Annotated in this window: 15 protein-coding genes; 2 read left to right on the top strand and 13 right to left on the bottom strand. The window is 72.3% G+C overall.

The genetic code is table 11. The annotated features are described in order from the left end of the window. Positions 1-1,097: Hsp70 family protein (locus ACIRL2_RS44135; RefSeq protein WP_402240307.1), on the bottom strand; the 1,097-nt coding region annotated here is incomplete at its 3' end. A gap of 735 nt (positions 1,098-1,832) precedes the next feature. Here ACIRL2_RS44135 and ACIRL2_RS44140 point away from each other — a divergent pair. Continuing rightward, on the top strand, positions 1,833-2,660 hold the full coding sequence (locus tag ACIRL2_RS44140; RefSeq protein ID WP_395873214.1) for an inositol monophosphatase family protein: 828 nt from the start codon (positions 1,833-1,835) through the stop codon (positions 2,658-2,660). Between the two features lie 78 nt (positions 2,661-2,738). Here ACIRL2_RS44140 and iolD read toward each other — a convergent pair whose 3' ends face one another. From iolD to ACIRL2_RS44185, 9 genes are all read right to left on the bottom strand, one after another. After that, positions 2,739-4,622, bottom strand: coding sequence for a 3D-(3,5/4)-trihydroxycyclohexane-1,2-dione acylhydrolase (decyclizing) (gene iolD / locus ACIRL2_RS44145; RefSeq protein WP_395873213.1), 1,884 nt, complete (start codon positions 4,620-4,622; stop codon positions 2,739-2,741). After that, on the bottom strand, positions 4,619-5,521 hold the full coding sequence (gene iolB, locus ACIRL2_RS44150; RefSeq protein WP_402240310.1) for a 5-deoxy-glucuronate isomerase: 903 nt from the start codon (positions 5,519-5,521) through the stop codon (positions 4,619-4,621). Before iolB ends, iolD begins: the two co-directional genes overlap by 4 nt. Further along, positions 5,518-6,435: an aldolase gene (locus ACIRL2_RS44155; RefSeq protein ID WP_395873211.1), complete on the bottom strand. Its 918-nt coding sequence runs from the start codon at positions 6,433-6,435 to the stop codon at positions 5,518-5,520. The genes iolB and ACIRL2_RS44155 overlap by 4 nt, the downstream gene beginning before the upstream one ends. Next, positions 6,432-7,433, bottom strand: a complete 1,002-nt coding sequence (gene iolC, locus ACIRL2_RS44160; protein ID WP_395873210.1) for a 5-dehydro-2-deoxygluconokinase — start codon at positions 7,431-7,433, stop codon at positions 6,432-6,434. Before iolC ends, ACIRL2_RS44155 begins: the two co-directional genes overlap by 4 nt. Then, on the bottom strand, positions 7,430-8,350 hold the full coding sequence (locus ACIRL2_RS44165) for an ATP-binding cassette domain-containing protein (protein ID WP_395873209.1): 921 nt from the start codon (positions 8,348-8,350) through the stop codon (positions 7,430-7,432). Before ACIRL2_RS44165 ends, iolC begins: the two co-directional genes overlap by 4 nt. Continuing rightward, positions 8,347-9,471, bottom strand: coding sequence for an ABC transporter permease (locus tag ACIRL2_RS44170; protein WP_402240313.1), 1,125 nt, complete (start codon positions 9,469-9,471; stop codon positions 8,347-8,349). Before ACIRL2_RS44170 ends, ACIRL2_RS44165 begins: the two co-directional genes overlap by 4 nt. Beyond that, on the bottom strand, positions 9,468-10,463 hold the full coding sequence (locus tag ACIRL2_RS44175; protein WP_395873207.1) for a sugar ABC transporter substrate-binding protein: 996 nt from the start codon (positions 10,461-10,463) through the stop codon (positions 9,468-9,470). The genes ACIRL2_RS44170 and ACIRL2_RS44175 overlap by 4 nt, the downstream gene beginning before the upstream one ends. A 239-nt stretch (positions 10,464-10,702) precedes the next feature. Next, positions 10,703-11,635, bottom strand: a complete 933-nt coding sequence (locus ACIRL2_RS44180) for a TIM barrel protein (RefSeq protein ID WP_395873206.1) — start codon at positions 11,633-11,635, stop codon at positions 10,703-10,705. After that, the gene (locus tag ACIRL2_RS44185; protein ID WP_395873205.1) at positions 11,635-12,678 is read right to left on the bottom strand and encodes a Gfo/Idh/MocA family oxidoreductase; all 1,044 of its coding nucleotides are present in this window, start codon (positions 12,676-12,678) and stop codon (positions 11,635-11,637) included. Before ACIRL2_RS44185 ends, ACIRL2_RS44180 begins: the two co-directional genes overlap by 1 nt. Before the next feature lie 588 nt (positions 12,679-13,266). Here ACIRL2_RS44185 and ACIRL2_RS44190 point away from each other — a divergent pair. Next, positions 13,267-14,271 (top strand): LacI family DNA-binding transcriptional regulator, encoded by a 1,005-nt coding sequence (locus tag ACIRL2_RS44190; protein WP_395873204.1) that lies wholly within the window; start codon positions 13,267-13,269, stop codon positions 14,269-14,271. Positions 14,272-14,509: 238 nt separating this feature from the next. Here ACIRL2_RS44190 and ACIRL2_RS44195 read toward each other — a convergent pair whose 3' ends face one another. From ACIRL2_RS44195 to ACIRL2_RS44205, 3 genes are all read right to left on the bottom strand, one after another. After that, complete coding sequence (locus ACIRL2_RS44195; protein ID WP_395873203.1) at positions 14,510-14,728, bottom strand: XdhC family protein; 219 nt, start codon at positions 14,726-14,728, stop codon at positions 14,510-14,512. A gap of 4 nt (positions 14,729-14,732) precedes the next feature. Then, positions 14,733-15,188, bottom strand: coding sequence for a MaoC family dehydratase (locus ACIRL2_RS44200; protein WP_395873202.1), 456 nt, complete (start codon positions 15,186-15,188; stop codon positions 14,733-14,735). A 123-nt stretch (positions 15,189-15,311) separates the two neighbouring features. Beyond that, positions 15,312-16,859, bottom strand: a complete 1,548-nt coding sequence (locus tag ACIRL2_RS44205) for a long-chain fatty acid--CoA ligase (RefSeq protein WP_395873201.1) — start codon at positions 16,857-16,859, stop codon at positions 15,312-15,314. Between the last annotated feature and the right edge of the window lie 22 nt (positions 16,860-16,881).

The following is a 16,881-nucleotide window of genomic DNA, read 5'->3' on the forward strand; positions in this document are numbered from 1 at the left end:
ACGTCCTTGACCTCACCCTTGAGCACACCGGCCTGAAGCGCGGCGCCGACGGCGACGACCTCGTCCGGGTTGACGCCCTTGTTCGGCTCCTTGCCGTCGGTCAGCTCGCGCACCAACTCGGTGACGGCCGGCATCCGGGTCGAGCCACCCACCAGGACCACCTGGTCGACCTCGCCCACCGAGATGCCGGCGTCCTCGATCGCCGCGTGGAACGGCCCGCGACAACGCTCCAGGAGATCGACCGTCAACTGCTGGAACTGGGCGCGGGTGAGCTTCTCGTCCAGGTGCAGCGGGCCCTCCGCCGAGGCCGTGATGTAGGGCAGGTTGATCGAGGTCTCCGTCGCGCTGGACAACTCCACCTTGGCCTTCTCCGCGGCCTCGCGCAGCCGCTGGAGGGCCATCTTGTCCTTGGACAGGTCCACCCCGTGGGCGTTCTTGAACCGCTTGACCAGGTGATCCATCACCCGCTGGTCCCAGTCGTCGCCGCCCAGGTGGGTGTCGCCGTGCGTCGCCTTGACCTCCACGACGCCCTCGCCGATCTCCAACAGCGACACGTCGAACGTTCCGCCGCCCAGGTCGAACACCAGGATCATCTGGTCGCGCACTTTGTCCAAGCCGTACGCCAGCGCCGCCGCGGTGGGCTCGTTGACGATGCGCAGTACGTTCAGACCGGCGATCTCCCCGGCCTCCTTGGTCGCCTGGCGCTGCGCGTCGTCGAAGTACGCGGGCACCGTGACGACAGCGTCGGTGACCTTCTCGCCCAGATACGCCTCGGCGTCGCGCTTGAGTTTCTGCAGGACCCGCGCCGAGATCTCCTGCGCCGTGTAGCGCTTGCCGTCGATGTCGCCGACGTCGGGAAAGTGCCACGTGTTGTCGCCCATGTGCCGCTTCACCGAGCGCGCGGTGCGTTCGACGTTGGTCACCGCCTGGCGCTTGGCCACCTCACCGACCAGCACCTCGCCGTTCTTCGCGAACGCCACCACCGACGGCGTCGTCCGCGCTCCTTCCGCGTTCGCGATCACGGTGGGTTCACCGGCCTCCAGAACCGCGACCACCGAATTCGTCGTGCCGAGATCGATACCGACCGGACGTGCCATGAAGACGCTCCTAGAACGTCGAGCGCTCCGGTGGCTCACCCCGCTCCCACGCCCCGGCACCCCGAACGCCGCGACCGCCCCCGACCCACGGGACCGCCACCGGGCTCTCGTGCCTTGCGGCCGTGCGGGTACTACCTCCGGAATATGACCCACACATCCCCATGTCAACCACAACCGGCCCAACCACCCCGCACATCCCACCGACAGTGACCGCAACCACACGTTTCGTCGCCGCGAACTCCGCCCTCCGAGTGGCGAATGCCCTCCCACCCCGGCGGCCGACGACGACCACGAACCATCCACCGGATCGACCCGGACACCGGCGCCGTCGCCGACCTGCTCGACCGTGACCTGCCCTCGTGCACCGAGGCGGAGGGTCCGGCCTTCCTGCCCACCGCCGACGGCGCGGTGCTGCACACCGATGTCGGCGCCCTCGCGCCTGGGGGTCGACTTCCGCCACTACCGGCCCGTCATGGGCCGACCCGCCATCGCGCGGCGCCGGTTCCCGACCACCGGACCGGCGTCGTGACGCGTGCCCGGGCGGGCGGCCAACCTGGTGGTGGACGGTGGCGGGCCTCGACATAATGCAGGGGCAATCTATTGCACGACGGCGACCCGATGCAGGGACGACCTTCGCGTGGGGCGAGGGTCGCGGGCCGATCGCGCGGGCCGGTCCACGGCCCCGGTCGATCGGGCATCGGTCTCATCGACCGTCGTAGGCAAGGAGCGACAATCGTGGTCTTCCCCCTTCCCCGTACGCTCGCGGCCCTGCGGATCGCCCGCGAAGCCGCCCAGATCATCCGCCGTGTCGGGCGGCCTCGGCGGATCCGGCTCAAGTCCTCCGCCGCGGACCTGGTCACCGCGACCGACGTGCGGGTGGAGAAACTGGTCCGGGCCTGGCTGAGCAGCCACTACCCGCAGGACGCGGTGGTCGGCGAAGAGGGCGGCGGGTTGGCCGAGTTGGACCTGCGCCGACCCACCTGGTTCGTGGACCCGCTCGACGGCACCACCAACTTCGCCCACGGACTGCCGCATTACGCGTGCGCCATCGCGTTCTGGGACGGCGAGCGGCTCGCGCTCGGGGTGGTCGCCGACGCGACCCGGCGTCGCACCTACTGGGCCGAGGCCGGCCGCGGCGCGTACGAGGGACGCAAGCGGTTGCACGTGTCGGACACCCGCACGCTGGGTCGCAGCGTGATCGCCACCGGCTTCCCGCCGTCCCGGGCCACCGACCCGGACAACAACCTGGCCGAGTTCCTGTCGGTGGTCAACGACACCCGCGACGTGCGTCGCCTGGGCTGCGCCGGCATCGATCTGTCCTGGGTGGCGGCGAGCCGCCTCGACGCGTACTGGGAGCAGCGCTGCGGGCCGTGGGACTGGGCCCCGGGCGCGATCCTGGTGCGTGAGGCGGGTGGTCGGGCCACCACGTTCGAGGGCGAGGACTGGAAGCCCGGCGACGGGGAGTTGGTGGCCTCCAACGGCGCCATCCACGACCGCCTGCTGCGTTCGTTCGCCCAGGCCAGGGCCGGCGCCGGGCTGCCCAGCCGGCCACTCGCCGCCTGATCGCCGGCACCCGCTGCCCGGCCGACGCGTCGGGCCCGTGATCGGTCGACGACCACCGATCACGGGCCCGCGACGTGCTCAGCCCTTGCGTTCCCGCTCGGCCCGGGCCAGGTCCATCCGCTCGCGCGCCGCGGTCACCTCCGCTCGCGCCGACACCTGCGGCACACCCACCTCCCACCACGCGCCGGCCTCGGTCCAGCGATCGGGCCGGGTGCGGACGACCACCACGGCCGGCCGGCGCGCCGCCCGCGCCGCCGCGTACGCCTTCGTCAACTCCTCGACGGTGTCGGCGGTGAACACCTCGGCGCCCAGGGCCGCGGCGTGCGCGGCGAAGTCGACCCGAACGTCCGCGGCGGCGCCCGGACCCCGGCAATCGGTGATCATGTTGTTGAACGGCGCCGCGCCCTGGCCCTGTTGCAACCGGGCGATCACCGCGTAGCCGCCGTTGTCGCAGACCACCGCGACGAACCGGTGCCCGGACAGAACCGCCGAGTACAGCTCCGAGTTGAGCATCAGGTAGGAGCCGTCACCGAGCAACGTGGTGACCACGCCCGCCGGCCGGGCCATCGCCGCGCCCCACGCCCCGGCGATCTCGTAGCCCATGCAGGAGAATCCGTACTCGACGTCCATCGTCGCCGCCCCGACCTCCCCCGAGGCCCGCCAGCCGCCGACCAGTTCACCGGGCAGCCCGCCGGCCGCGGTGAGGACGTAGTCGTCGGCCCCGGCCAGTGTGTTCACCACGCCGACCACCTGCGCGTACGTCGGCGGCTCGGCCGGGTCGGCGGGCGCCCGCAGCCGGTCGATCGTGGCGTCCCAGGCCCGCCGTTCGCGCTCGGCCCGGGCGGTCCACGCCGGGTCCGCCCGCCATGCGCCCAGCAGTGGGGTGAGTTCGCGCAACGCCTCGCGGGCGTCCCCGGTCACCGGTGCGGCGTGCCGCTTGACCGCGTCGAACCGGGCCGCGTTGATCGAGACCAGGCGTGCGTCGGCGGCGAAGACGCTCCAGGACGCGGTGGTGAAATCCTGGAGACGGGTGCCGACGGCCAGGATCAGGTCGGCGTCGGCGGCGAGCGCGTTGGCCGAGGCCGAACCGGTCACCCCCAACGGTCCGGCGTGCAGCGGGTCCTCGTGCGGCAGCAGGGTGCGCCCGGCGACTGTCTCGGCGAACGGGACACCGTGCGCCCGGGCCAGCCGCAACACCTCGGCCGCCGCGCCGGAGTAGCGCACGCCGCCGCCGACCACCAGCAGCGGACGTTCGGCGCCGCGCAACAGGTCCGCCGCGTGCCGAAGTTCGGTCAGATCCGGGCGCGGCCGCGGGATCCGGTGCAGGCGCGGCTCGAACAGGCTCAGCGGGAAGTCGTACGCCTGCGCCTGCACGTCCTGCGGCAGTGCGAGGGTGACCGGCCCGCAGTCGGCCGGGTCGGTCAGCACCCGGGCCACCTGCGGAAGGGTGGCGATCAACTGTTCGGGGCGGGTGATCCGGTCCCAGTAGCGACTGACCGCGCGGAAGGCGTCGTTGACCGTCGTGCTCGGGTCGTGGAAGTGCTCGACCTGTTGCAACACCGGATCGGGGGCGCGGCTCGCGAACGTGTCGCCGACCAGCAGGAGCAGCGGCAGTCGATTGGCGTGCGCGACGCCCGCCGCGGTGACCATGTTCAGCGCGCCCGGCCCGATCGAGGAGGTCGCGGTGAACACCTGGCGGCGCCGAGTGGCCCGCGCGTACCCGACCGCGGCCAGCGCCATGCCCTGTTCGTTCTGGCCGCGCCAGACCGGCATGCGCTCGCCCGCCTCGTGCAGCGCGTCGCCCAGGCCGAGCACGTTGCCGTGGCCGAAGATGGCGAACACGCCGGGGAACAGTCGCGCCCGGTCGCCGTCGAGGAGTTCGCTCTCCTGCGCCACCATCCAGCGCACCAGGGCCTGGGCCGTGGTCAGCCGTACGGTCGCGCCGGTTGTGGGCGGGCTCATCGGGTTCCTCCGTTCGGCGCGGGCGGCGGGGTCAGCGGGCAGCGGGGGTCGGGCTCGTCCTCGGCCCAACTCTCGCGCATCCAGTGGTGGGCGGGATCGTCGCAGGCGAGCATCGCGCGCTCGTCGGCCGGACCGGCCATCACGTTGAGGTAGTAGAGGTGGTGCCCGGGGGTGGCCACGCACGGGCCGTGGTAGCCGCGTGGGACCAGGAAGACGTCGCCGTCGCGCACGGTCACCGTCTCGTCGATCGTGCCGTCGGTGGTGTAGGTGCGGTGCAGACCGAAGCCGGTGCGGTCGGGTGTGCGCCCGTCCCGCCCGGCCACCCGGAAGAAGTAGATCTCCTCGTTGACGCTCTCGTGCGCGCTCGCGGTGTCGTGCTTGTGCGGCGGATGGGAGGACCAGTTGCCGTCCGGGGTGAGGATCTCGCAGACGATCAGTTTGTCCGCCTCGAACACGTCGGGGGTCATCAGGTTGTTCGCCTGTCGGGTCGCGCGCCCGGTGCCGCGCACCTCGACCGGCACGCCGGCCGCCGGGCCGTACGCCGGATCCAGTCGCCGGGTCGCCCGCGCCGAGGCGAGTGCGAGTTGGCAGCCGTGCGTGCCGGACAGCCGCAGTTCGGCGTCGCGCGGCACGTACGCGAAGTCCGACACGGCGGTGAACACGCTTTCGCGTCCCGCCAGTTCGAACCGCCGACCCTCGGTCTGCACGGTCACGGACCCGGCCAGCGGGATCACCGCGACCTCGTGCTCCCCGGTCGCCAGGACCCGCTCGCCGCCCGGCGGCAGGTGCACCACCCGCAGACCGCTGTAGCGCCATCCGGCGAGTTCGGGGGTGATCAGCAACGGGTCGTCGCCGGCGCCGGCGGTGCCCCAGGGGTGGAACAGGGTCGGGTCGTTCACGCGATCACCTCCACCGCGCGCGGATTCGCCGCGCGCAACACCCGCGCGGCGGCGTCCACCGCTCCGCGCACGTCGCCGTCGGGCGGGTAGAGCAGCGCGCGACCGACCACCAGGCCGCGCACGGCCGGTTGGGCCAGCGCGCGCCCCCACGAGGACAGGTCGGCCTGCGGGTCGGCGGACGGCACGCCGCCCAGCACCACGGTGGGCAGGGTGGTCGCGCCGGCCACCTTGTCCGGTTCCTCGGTCGCGGGCAGCTTGAGCCAGGTGTAGGCGGACGTGGTGCCCAGTGCCGAGGCGACGGTGACCGCGCGGATGTTGGCGGCGGTGCCCCGATCGAGGATCAGTCGCCCGGAGGCGTCGCGCCGGTACGGCAGCGGCTCGACCATCGCGCGGATGCCGTGCTCGGCCAGTTCGCTCACCGCCCGGGCGCAGCCCTCCAGTGTGGGTACCGTGCCGGCGTCCTGGTCCACGATGCGCAGCAACATCTTGCCGCCGTCGAGCCGATGGCGGCGGATGGCGTCCGCGTCGTAGCCGGTGAAGCGGTCGTCGATCTCCCAGGAGGCGCCGGCCAGCCCGCCCCGGTTCATCGAGCCGATCACCACCTTGTCCTCGAGCGCGCCCAGCAGCAGCAGTTCCTCGATCACGTCGGGGGTGCCCAGGACGCCGTCCACGTCGGGGTGTTCGAGCGCGTCGACCAGCCTGCCGAGCAGGTCGCGCCGATCGGCCATGGCGAGCGGATCGGCGCCCACCCCGAGCGAGCCGCGCCCGGGGTGGTCGGCGGCGACCAGGAAGAGCGTGCCCCGCGCGGAGAGCAGTCGCGGTCGGCGCCGGCGCTCGGCGTACGCGGCGAACACCGCGTCGGGGCGATTCGCCCGGGTCGCCAGCAGGTTGGTCCAGTCGCGGTCGCTGATCACGTTCGGGTCTCCAGCATCGGGTGGTTCACGAGTTTCTCGATTTCCGCGTCGGTGGGCATCGCGTCGGCGCACGCGAGCCGGCCGGCGACCAGCGCCCCGGCGGCGTTGGCGTACTCGGCGATCCGGGTCGGCTCCCAGCCGGCGAGCAGGCCGTGCACCAGGGCCCCGCCGAAGGCGTCGCCGGCGCCGAGTCCGCACACCACCTCGACCCGGCGCGGGGTGACCGTGGCGCTGCCGTCGGGGGTGGCCACCAGCACGCCGTCGGCGCCCTTCTTGACCAGCACCAGGCGTACGCCCCGGTCGAGCAGCCGCCGGGCCGCCTCGTCCGGGTCGGCGGTGCCCACCGCGACCTCCACCTCGGTGCGATTGCCCACCACCACCGTGGCCTCGTCGACGAGTTCGCCGATCCGGCGGGCGGCGGTCTCCCGATCCGGCCAGAACATCGGCCGATAGTCGAGGTCGAGCACGGTGTGTGTGCGCCTGCCGCGCACGGCGAGCATCCGGCGGTGGGTGCCGCGCGAGGGCTCGGTGCTCACGCCGGTGCCGGTCACCCACAACACCGGCACGTCGCGGACCAGGTCCCACGGCACGTCCTCGTCGGTGAGCGTGAGGTCCGGGGCTACCGGGAGTCGGTAGAACAACAGCGGCGGGTCCTCGGGCGGGTCGAGCGCGCAGAAGACCACCGGGGTGAGCAGCCGTTCGTGCGTGGCCACCCACGCGGGGTCGACGCCGAAGTCGGCCAGCGCGGTGCGCACGAACGTGCCGAAGGGGTCCGGGCCGACCTTGGTCAGTACCGCGGAGCGGCGGCCGAGCCGGGCGGCGGCGACCGCCACGTTGGTGGCGGTGCCGCCGAGCGATCTGGCGAAGCTCTCGACGCGGTCGAGCGGGACGCCGCTCTGCTGCGGATACAGGTCCACGCCCACCCGCCCGACGGTGAGGACCTCGATGCCGGCGCCGGCCGCGGGAGCGGACGCGGGGACTCGCTCGGGCGCCGTCATGTCTTCGCTCCCGCGCCCAACTCGTGTGCGAGCGCCTCCAGTTCCGCACCACCCGCCATCTGTCGGGTGAGTTCGGCCAGGGTGATCTCGTCCTTGCCGAAACAACCCTGGCTGCGCCCCCGATTGAGCAGCAGGAAGCGGTCTCCCACCGGGTAGGCGTGGTGCGGGTTGTGCGTGATGAACACGACGCCCAGACCCCGGTCGCGGGCCCGGGCGATGTAGCGCAGCACCACGCCGGCCTGCTTGACGCCGAGCGCGGCGGTCGGCTCGTCGAGGATCAGCACCTTCGCGCCGAAGTGCACGGCCCGCGCGATGGCCACGCACTGGCGCTCGCCGCCGGAGAGTGTACCCACCGGCTGTTCGACGTCCCGCAGGTCGATGCCCATGTCCAGCAGCGCGCGACGGGCGGTGCTTCGGGCCTGTGCGATGTCGAGCCGGGAGAAGGGACCGCGTCCCTTGCGCGGTTCCGAGCCGAGGAAGAAGTTGCGCCACACGCTCATCAGCGGCACCACGGCCAGGTCCTGGTAGACCGTGGCGATGCCCCGATCGAGCGCCTGCCGCGGCGAGGAGAACCGGACCGGCGCGCCCTCCACGAGGTATTCGCCGCTGTCGTTCGCGTGCACGCCGGCCAGGATCTTGATGAAGGTCGACTTGCCCGCGCCGTTGTCGCCCAGGACGCAGGTCACTTCGCCGGCGTCGACCGTGGTGGAGACCCCGTCGAGCGCGATCACACTGCCGAACCGCTTGCCGACACCGCGCAGTTCGAGCAGGTGCGCGCCGGCGGCCCGGGTGCTCGCATCGGCCCGTGTGGCGCCCGCCGCCTCGACGGCGGCCCCGGTCGCGCCCGGCTCCTGTGCCGCGGCGCTCTCGACGGTGGTCTGCTCTTCGGCCGTCCGGCCGGATTCCGGATTCGTCATCGACGGGACCTCTCCGCGCGGCGCCGGAAGGAGTTGTTGACCAGGACGGCCGCCAGCAACATCACGCCCAGGAAGAGCTGGAACCAGTCGCTGTTCCACTTCGCGTAGACGATGCCCTGGCGGGCCATGCCGAAGATCAGCGCACCCACCGCCGCGCCGATCGCCGACCCGTAGCCGCCGGTGAGCAGGCAACCGCCGATCACCGCGGCGATGATGTACTGGAACTCCAGGCCGATGCCCTGATTGGCCTGGACCGAGGTGTAGCGCAGGATGTTGATCGAGCCGACCAGCCAGGCGGCGCCCGCGGTCGTCATGAACAGCACGATCTTGGTGCGGTCGACCGGGACGCCGACGTTGCGCGCGCTGACCGGAGCGCCGCCGACGGAGTAGATCCAGTTGCCGAACCGGGTCCGCGCGAGCACCCAGGTCGCCAGCGCCGCCAGCAGCAGCCACCACAACACCGAGACCTGGATCTCGGTGCCGGCGACGGCCATCGTCGAGGCGAAGAACCGCCCGGCCGACTCGTAGCCGTCGGTGGAGCGCATCCCGCTGACCTGGACGCTGTTGGTCACGTGCCGGGTGACGCCGAGGTTGAGGCCCTGCAGGGCCAGGAACGTGCCCAGCGTGATGATGAAGCTGGGCAGTCCGGTCCGCACCACGAGCCAGCCGTTGAGCGCGCCGACCGCGAGCGCGAACACCAGGGACACCGCGAGCGCGGGCCACACCGACCAGCCCGCCCGGGTCGCCAGCATCGCCGTGATGAGCGCGGTCGAGGCGGTCATCACGCCGGCCGACAGGTCGAACTCGCCGCCGATCATCAGCAGCGCCACGGCCACCGCCATGATGCCCAGCGTGGCCGAGTCGTCCAGCCAGGTCGCCGCCCCGGACGCGGTGAAGAACCCGTCCGCGACGATCGAGAAGAAGCACGTCACCAGCACGGCGCCGATCAGCGAGCCCAGCTCGGGCCGGACCAGCAGTCGGTGTACGAGGGTGGCCGGCGCGACCCGTTCGTCCTTGCCGGACGCGGTGGGCGGCACGGCGCCGGGTGCGCTGCCGGGTGCGCCGGGCGCGGGGCCCGCCGCCTCGGACGGCGTCGAGGGTGTCGAGGGACTCATCGTCATCTGGTCCCCCGCTGCGCGTACTCGGCCACCGCGCCGACGTTGTTCTTGTCGACGAATCCGGGACCGGTCAGTACGGGCTTGCCGCCGCCGACGGTGTTGGCGTTGTCCCGGTAGAGCTTGATCATCGTCACCGGCAGGTAGCCCTGGAGGTACTGCTGCTGGTCCACCGCGAAGACGATCTTGCCGTCCTTGATCCCGGTGACCACGTCCGGGTTGAGGTCGAAGGTGGCGATCTGCGCCTTGGAGTTCGCGTCGCCCACGGCACCCACCGCGACCGCGGCCACCTGTGGGTTGAGCGCGAGCACGGCGTCGATCGAGGAGTCCGACTGGAGCGCGCCGCGAATGCGGGCCTGGATGTCGGTGGGGTTGCCGATGTCCACCTGGAGGGTCTGCGTCGCACCGCCGAAGCCGGCCTTGGCGCCGTCGCATCTCTGGTTCAGGCCGATGTTGCCCGCCTCGTGGATGACGCACAACATCTTCGTCCGGCCGGCCTGCTTGAGCTTGGCACCGGCCGCCTCACCGGCGATCGACTCGTCCTGGCCGACGTGCGCGATCGCGCCGAACTCGGTGGATTTGGCCTGCCCCGAGTTGATGGTGATCACCGGGATGCCCTTGGCGGTGGCCGCCTTGATCGAATTGGCCAGCGCGTCCGGGTTGGCCATCGAGACCACGATGCCGCCCACCCCCTGGGTGACCGCGTTGTCGATCAACCGGGCCTGACCGGCCGGGTCGCCGTTGCCCTGGTACTGGACGTCCACGCCCAGCTTCTTGCCCGCGTCCTGGGCGCCGTTCTGGACGACGCTCCAGAACGCGTCCCCCGCCGAGCCGTGGGTGATCACGGCCACGGTGTTGTTGCCCTTGGCCGCGGCGGTCGGGGCGCCGTCGGGAGTCTTCTTGGTATCCGGGTCGCTGCCGGACGGGCTGCTGCACGCGGCGAGGACGAGCGCGGAAACGCCCAGGGCGGCGGCGAATCCGAGAGAACGTCGGGGCATCGATTACTCCTCGTCAAGACGGTGGGCGGTCGGGACGAACGGGTCGCGTCGGGAGTCGGTCCGGGATCGGTACGGGTCGGTTCGGCGGGTGGACCGGTGCGGTGGATGCGGCGGGTGGAGGGCTGCTGCGGTAGGGGCGCGGGCGGCGGTTCGCTGGGGATGTCGTACCCAGCCGGGCGGTCGGCAAGGGAGCGACGACCCGCCGGCCTCGCGCGACGTGTGGGGGGCGACCGGCGGCGTCAGTTGCCGCGCAGGTGGGCCAGGCCGCGCGCGGTGTCGTGGCGCGGCAGGTCGGCGTCGGCCGGATCGTCCGTCAGCCGGGTGTCCTGCTCCAGCACGTACCAGCCGCGATACCCGGCCGTCCGCAGCGACGCGACGATCTCGGCGACCGGGACGTCGCCCTCGCCGAGCGGGCGGTACAGGCCCCGCCCGACGGCGTCGGCGTAGGTCAGCGCGCCGGATCGCACCAGCGCGGCGGTGTCCTCGTGCACGTCCTTGAGGTGCACGTGCCCGATGCGTTCGGGGTGCCGATGGACCAGGTCGAGCGGGTCGGTCCCGCCGATCAGCAGGTGACCGGTGTCCAGGCACAGCGGCAGTTCGCTGTCCCGCAGGAAACGCTCGACCTCCGCGGCGGTCTCCACGTGCGTGCCGACGTGCGGATGCAGCGTCGCGCGCAGGCCGTACGCCCCGGCGATCCGCGCGACGTGGGCGGCCGTGTCGATCAGGCACCGCCACTGCGCGTCGGACAACTCGGGCCGGGTGTCGTAGCCGTCCAGCCCGGTGGCCGCCGCGAGCACGAGCACCTCGCCACCGGCGGCGGCGATCAACTCGGCCGTACGCTCGGCGCTCGCCGTCGACTCGGCGACGCGGTCCCGGTCGTGCAGCACGAGTGCGGCGAACGAGCCGACCAGGGTGAGGCTGTGGCCTTCCAGGACACCCTTGAGTACCGAGGGGTCGTCCGGGAGGTAGCCGGGTGGGCCGAGTTCGGTGGCGGTCAGGCCGAGGGCGGCCATCTCGCCGAGCACGGTGTCCACGGGCAACATCGGGCCCCAGCCGGGCACCTCGCACACCCCCCAGGTGATCGGCGCACCGGCGAGCCGCGCATCGTGCGAGGCGGGGGCGGACGAGGTGTTCGCGGCGGTCGCGGCGGACGGCGTGGTCGGGTTGGTCATCACGCCACCTCCGAGCCGATCGGTGCGACGGGATCCGCGCTCGCGGCGGCCAGTACGGCGGCCGGGTCGATCGGCCGGCCCGTGCGCCGGGACCGCTCGCACGCGTCGGCGAGCACCAGGCTGCCCAGCGAGTCGCCGATCGGGGACGGGTTGGCCATCCGGCCTGCGACCACCTCGACGAACACCCGCATCTCGTTGCCGTACGCGAGGGCGAAGCGCTCGGGGAAGCCGGGGTAGGCGTCCGGACCGGCCCGCGGGCCGTCCGGCTCGAGCGAGGTCACCGGCGTCCGGGGGTCCAGACCCACCGCGAGCGACTGGGCCGAACCCAGCACCTCGATCCGATGGTCGTAGCCCGCCGGGTCGTGCCGACCGCCGGTGAGCACCGCGTGCGCGCCACTCGCGAAGCGCAGCACCACGACCGCGTTGTCCACGTCGTCGGCCTTCGCGAACGCCTCGTCCACCAGGACCGAGCCGCTGGCGAACACCTCGACGACCGGTTCGCCGAGCAACCACGGCACGGCGTCCAGATCGTGGATGAGCAGGTCGCGGAAGATCCCGCCGGACGCGGGCAGGTAGCCGAAGTCGGGTGGCGCGGCGTCCTGGCCGACCGCGCGGACCAGGTAGGGCGTACCGGTCTCGCCCGCGTCGAGCCGGCGCTTCAACTCCACCACGGCCGGGTCGAAGCGGCGCTGGAAGCCGACCAGGACCGGCACCCCGCTCGCCTCCACGTCGGCGATCAGGGCGATCATCGCGGCGATGTCCGAGGCGATCGGCTTCTCGCACAGGGTCGGGACGCCGGCGGCCACGGTCCGCCGCAACATCTGCGGGTGGGTGTCGGTGGGGGTCGCCACCACGACCCCGTCGACCTCGGCGAGCAGGGTTTCCAGGTCGGCGACCGCCTCGGCGCCGAGTTCCCGGGCGAGGGCGTCCGCGCGACCCGGTTGCGGGTCGAACAGGACGAGCTTGTCGACCGTCTCCAGGCTCGTGAGGTTCCGCGCGTGCATCGCGCCGATCCGCCCCACGCCTGCGACTCCGATACGCATCAGATTCATTTCTCCCGTGGACTATGGACGGTGGGCAGCCGGCCGAGAGTGGGCTGCCCGGTCGGTTGTCGGCGGCCGACCGGCGGCCGACCCGTTCGACGAGCGGGATTCCTCGAGCCTTCGGATTGGAGCGCTCCACTTTTGGAGCGCTCCAATCCGAGAACGCCCCAAGACTGATACCCGTCGTCCGAGCGTGTCAAGAGTCACTCGTAACGTTCGCTTAACGCCGCTGAAACCCGTGAATCGATGGGCAATACAGCCACATGGCCGAGCGGTGTGCGCCGCCTGGGCCGCACCGGTGCCGCACCCTTGTGGAGCGCTCCATTCATTGGAGCGCTCCATCCGTGTAACCTCGATGCCACGGCTGTCGGTCGTCGGGTCGTGGGGTCGCCGACGGCCCGGTCGCGCGGGGTCGCCGAGGTGCGGCAGCGCGTGGGGTGGGGTCGCGGAGGTGCGGGTCGCGGATCCACCGGGTCGTCGTACGCCTCGAATCGGCGAACGTCGAACCCCAGGGCCGGCGTTGCACCGATCATCGCGGTGTCGAACGATCCGACCGACGGCTCCGCATCGGGAGAAAGGTGAGCATCAGTGTCCGGTCCCACCCTCGAGGACGTCGCCGCCCGCGCCGGGGTTTCCCGCTCGCTCGTGTCGCTGGTGATGCGCGACTCGCCCAAGGTCAGCGAGGCCCGCCGGCAGGCCGTCCTGGCCGCCGCCCGCGAGTTGGGCTACCGCCCCAACCTCAACGCCCGCACCCTGGCCACCGGCAGCAGCAGCACGCTGGGCGTGATGATCTCGGATCTGCACAACCCGTACTTCGCCGAGGTGGTCGACGGCGTCGAGGCCGCGGCGCACGCCTGCGGCATGGACATCATCCTGGGCACCGGCGGACGCCGCCCCGCGCACGAACGCCGCAGCCTGGAACGCCTGCTGCAATTCCACCCCGCCGGGCTGGTCCTGCTCGGCCCGGTCGTGGAGACCGCCGCGATCGAGGACGCCGGCGCCCAGGTGCCCACCGTGCTGGTGGCCCGGAGCGTCCGGTCCGCCCGGGTGGACACCGTCAACGACGACGGTGCCACCGGATCGGCCCTGGCCGTCGAACACCTGGCCGCGCTCGGCCATCGCGACATCGTGCACGTGGACGGCGGCGCCGGGTCGCAGGCCGCGGTCCGCCGCCGCGGCTACGAACAGGCCATGGAGCGCCTGGCGTTGCACCGCCACCTGTGCGTCGTGCCGAGCGAATACACCGACACAGGCGGCGCCCGGGCCGCGCGGGCCCTGCTGGAGGGCGACACCCTGCCCACCGCCATCGTCGCCGCCAACGACTTCAACGCGGTGGGCATCATCGGCGAACTGTCCGCGTCCGGCGTGCGGGTGCCCCAGGACGTCTCGGTGGTCGGCTACGACAACACCCACCTCGCCGGCTTGCGACACATCGGCCTGACCACGATCAACCAGCCGCGGGAGGAGATGGGCCGGCTGGCCACCGAGACCCTCCTGCAACGCCTGCGCGGCGAACGCACCAAGGCCGCCCGCCACCTGCTCCACCCGGAACTGGTGATCCGCACCAGCACGGCCCCACCCCGCCACCCCTGACCCGCCCCGGGACCGGCGCCCCACCGATGTCAGCGCGGTTCCGGGCTCCGCGGCTCACCCCCGAGCAGCCACCACCCGCCACCCACACGCGCCGGCCGACCGGCCCGCGGCTACTTCCGCCGTGCCCGAACCGTCGGCCGTTCGTACCCGTGGCGGCACCGGCCGAGCGCGTCGCGGGCACGAACGCCCCCACCGAAAGCCCGGGCAGCCGCGTGCCGTGAGCGCCCGCTCGTGCCGCTCAGGCGTTGATCGGCCCGGTCGCCTCGCTCAGCGACCTGCCGGTGCGCCCGTCGAGGACCGCGAGGATCTCCGCGCACACCGCCAGTGTCGTCTCGACCGGGGTGCGGGCGCCCAACTCGAGGCCGATCGGCCCGTGCACCGACTCCACCTGATCCTCGGGTACGCCCGCGGCCAGGAGCCGTTCGGCCCGCCGCCCCCGGGTGCGACGCGAGCCCACGGGATCAGCGATAGAAGCGCGAAATGCTCCGCAGGGCGCAGGCCGGCTTCGTGCCCCCGTCGATCTCGATGGTTCCGTCCACCGTGATCTGTACGCCGTCGCCGGCCACGGCCTCGACGTCGGCGACCCGGGCGGTCAGCCGGATCCGGGCGCCGGCGGGAACGGGGGCGGGGAAGCGCACCTTGTCGAGGCCGTAGTTGACCTTGGTGGTGACGCCCTCGACCTCCAACAGTTCGCCGAAGGCCGGGATGAACAGCGCCAGCGTGAGATAGCCGTGCGCGATGGGACCGCCGAACGGCCCGGCCGCGGCACGGGCGACGTCCACGTGGATCCATTGGTGGTCGTCGGTGGCGTCGGCGAACGTGTCGATGCGTTCCTGCGTGACGTCGATCCAGGCACTGGCGCCCAGATCCTTGCCTGCCAGGGTGGCGAGTTCGTCGAAGTGCACGGTCAGAGTCACGGATTGCTCCATCGGTTGTCGGGAACCCGGCGAAAGCCGGAGTGCGGATCGGGAGAAGGTGCCGGCGCGAGAGCGCGAACCGGCGGTGCAGGCCCGGCGAACCGCGCCGGAAGATCGGGCGCTTCAGCGGTCCGCCGCAAAGTCGCCCCCGCCGCGCAACTCGGCCTTGAGCACCTTGCCGGCGGCGTTGCGAGGCAACACGGGGAGTACGTGGACGGCCTTGGGCAGCTTGTACCGGGCCAGTCGGCCGTCGAGAAAGCGCAGGATGTCGTCCCCACCGATAGTCGTGCCCGGCCTCAACACCACTGTTGCGTGGGGGACTTCGCCCCAGCGTGCGTCGGGGACACCGTAGACGGCGCACTCGGCGACGTCCGGGTGGCCGGCGATGGCGTTCTCCACCTCGGCGGGGTAGACGTTCTCGCCACCCGAGATGATCATGTCCTTGATCCGGTCGACGATGGTGACGTGGCCGTCCTCGTCGGTACGGGCGGCGTCACCGGTGCGCAACCAGCCGTCGGTGAACGCGTCGGCGCTCTCGCGCGGCAGGCCCCAGTAGCCGGGCATCACGTTGGGGCCGCGCACCACGACCTCGCCGACGTCGCCGGGGGCGGTCTCGGTCAGGTCCGGGCGCACGACGCGCACATCGGTGAAGAAGTGCGGGACACCGGCGGATCCGGCCTTGTCGACGGCGTGTTCGGCGGCCAGGAACAGGGTTCCGGGCGCGGCCTCGGTCATGCCGTAGCCCTGGCAGAAGTTCAGGCCGCGCCGTTGGTAGGCGGTGATGAGCGCCGGGGGCACGGGTGCGCCACCGCAGTTGAGCAACCGCAGCGAGGACAGATCCGCGTCCACCCAGCGCGGCGCGTCGGCCAGTTGCCGGAACATCGCGGGCACGCCGAACATCACGGTCACCCGGTGCCGGGCGATCGCGTCGAACGTGGCGTCCACGTCGAAGCGTTCGGCGAGCACACAGGTGCCTCCCTTGAGCAGCACGGGCAGCGCGAGCATGTTCAGCGCGGCGGTGTGGAACAGCGGCGCGGACACCAACGCGACCTCGTCCGCGGCCAGATCCTGATCGATCAGCACGTTGAAGCTGTTCCAGGTGATGTTGCCGTGGGTGAGCACGGCCCCCTTGGGTCGGCCCGTGGTGCCCGAGGTGTACATGATCATGCACGGGTCGTCCAACGTGCCCGGCGCGTCGTCGAGTTCGGTGTCCATGGCGCTCGGCGGCGAATCCGTCGCCGCCAGTCGGGCGAGCGGCAGCAACGTCGGCGAGCCCGGTGCGGTGGGCAGTTCCTGCACCAGCGCGCCGTGGGTGGGGGCGTGCACGAGCACTCGCGCGCCGCAATCGGCGAGTTGGTAGGCGATCTCCGATGCGGTCAGGCGGGTGTTCAGCGGTACGAACACCGCGCCCAGCCGGCCGGTGGCGAACAGCGTCTCCAGGAACGCCGGGTGATTGGGGCCCAGGTACGCGACACGGTCGCCGGGCCGCACCCCGTGTCGTTCGCGCAGGGCGGCTGCGATCGCGCGGGTACGGGCGTGCAGTCGGGCGTAGCTCTGCCGGACGGGTCGGCCGTCCGGACCCTGGTGGACGAGTGCGATGCGGTCCGGACTCCTGCGGGCGCGGCGCGCGGTCCACGAGCCCAGTCCTTGGTTGCGCGCGGTGTGGCGCACGGTTCCCCCTGAGAGGTGAGGG

The sequence above is a fragment of the Embleya sp. NPDC127516 genome (assembly GCF_044765325.1).
GTDB lineage: Bacteria > Actinomycetota > Actinomycetes > Streptomycetales > Streptomycetaceae > Embleya.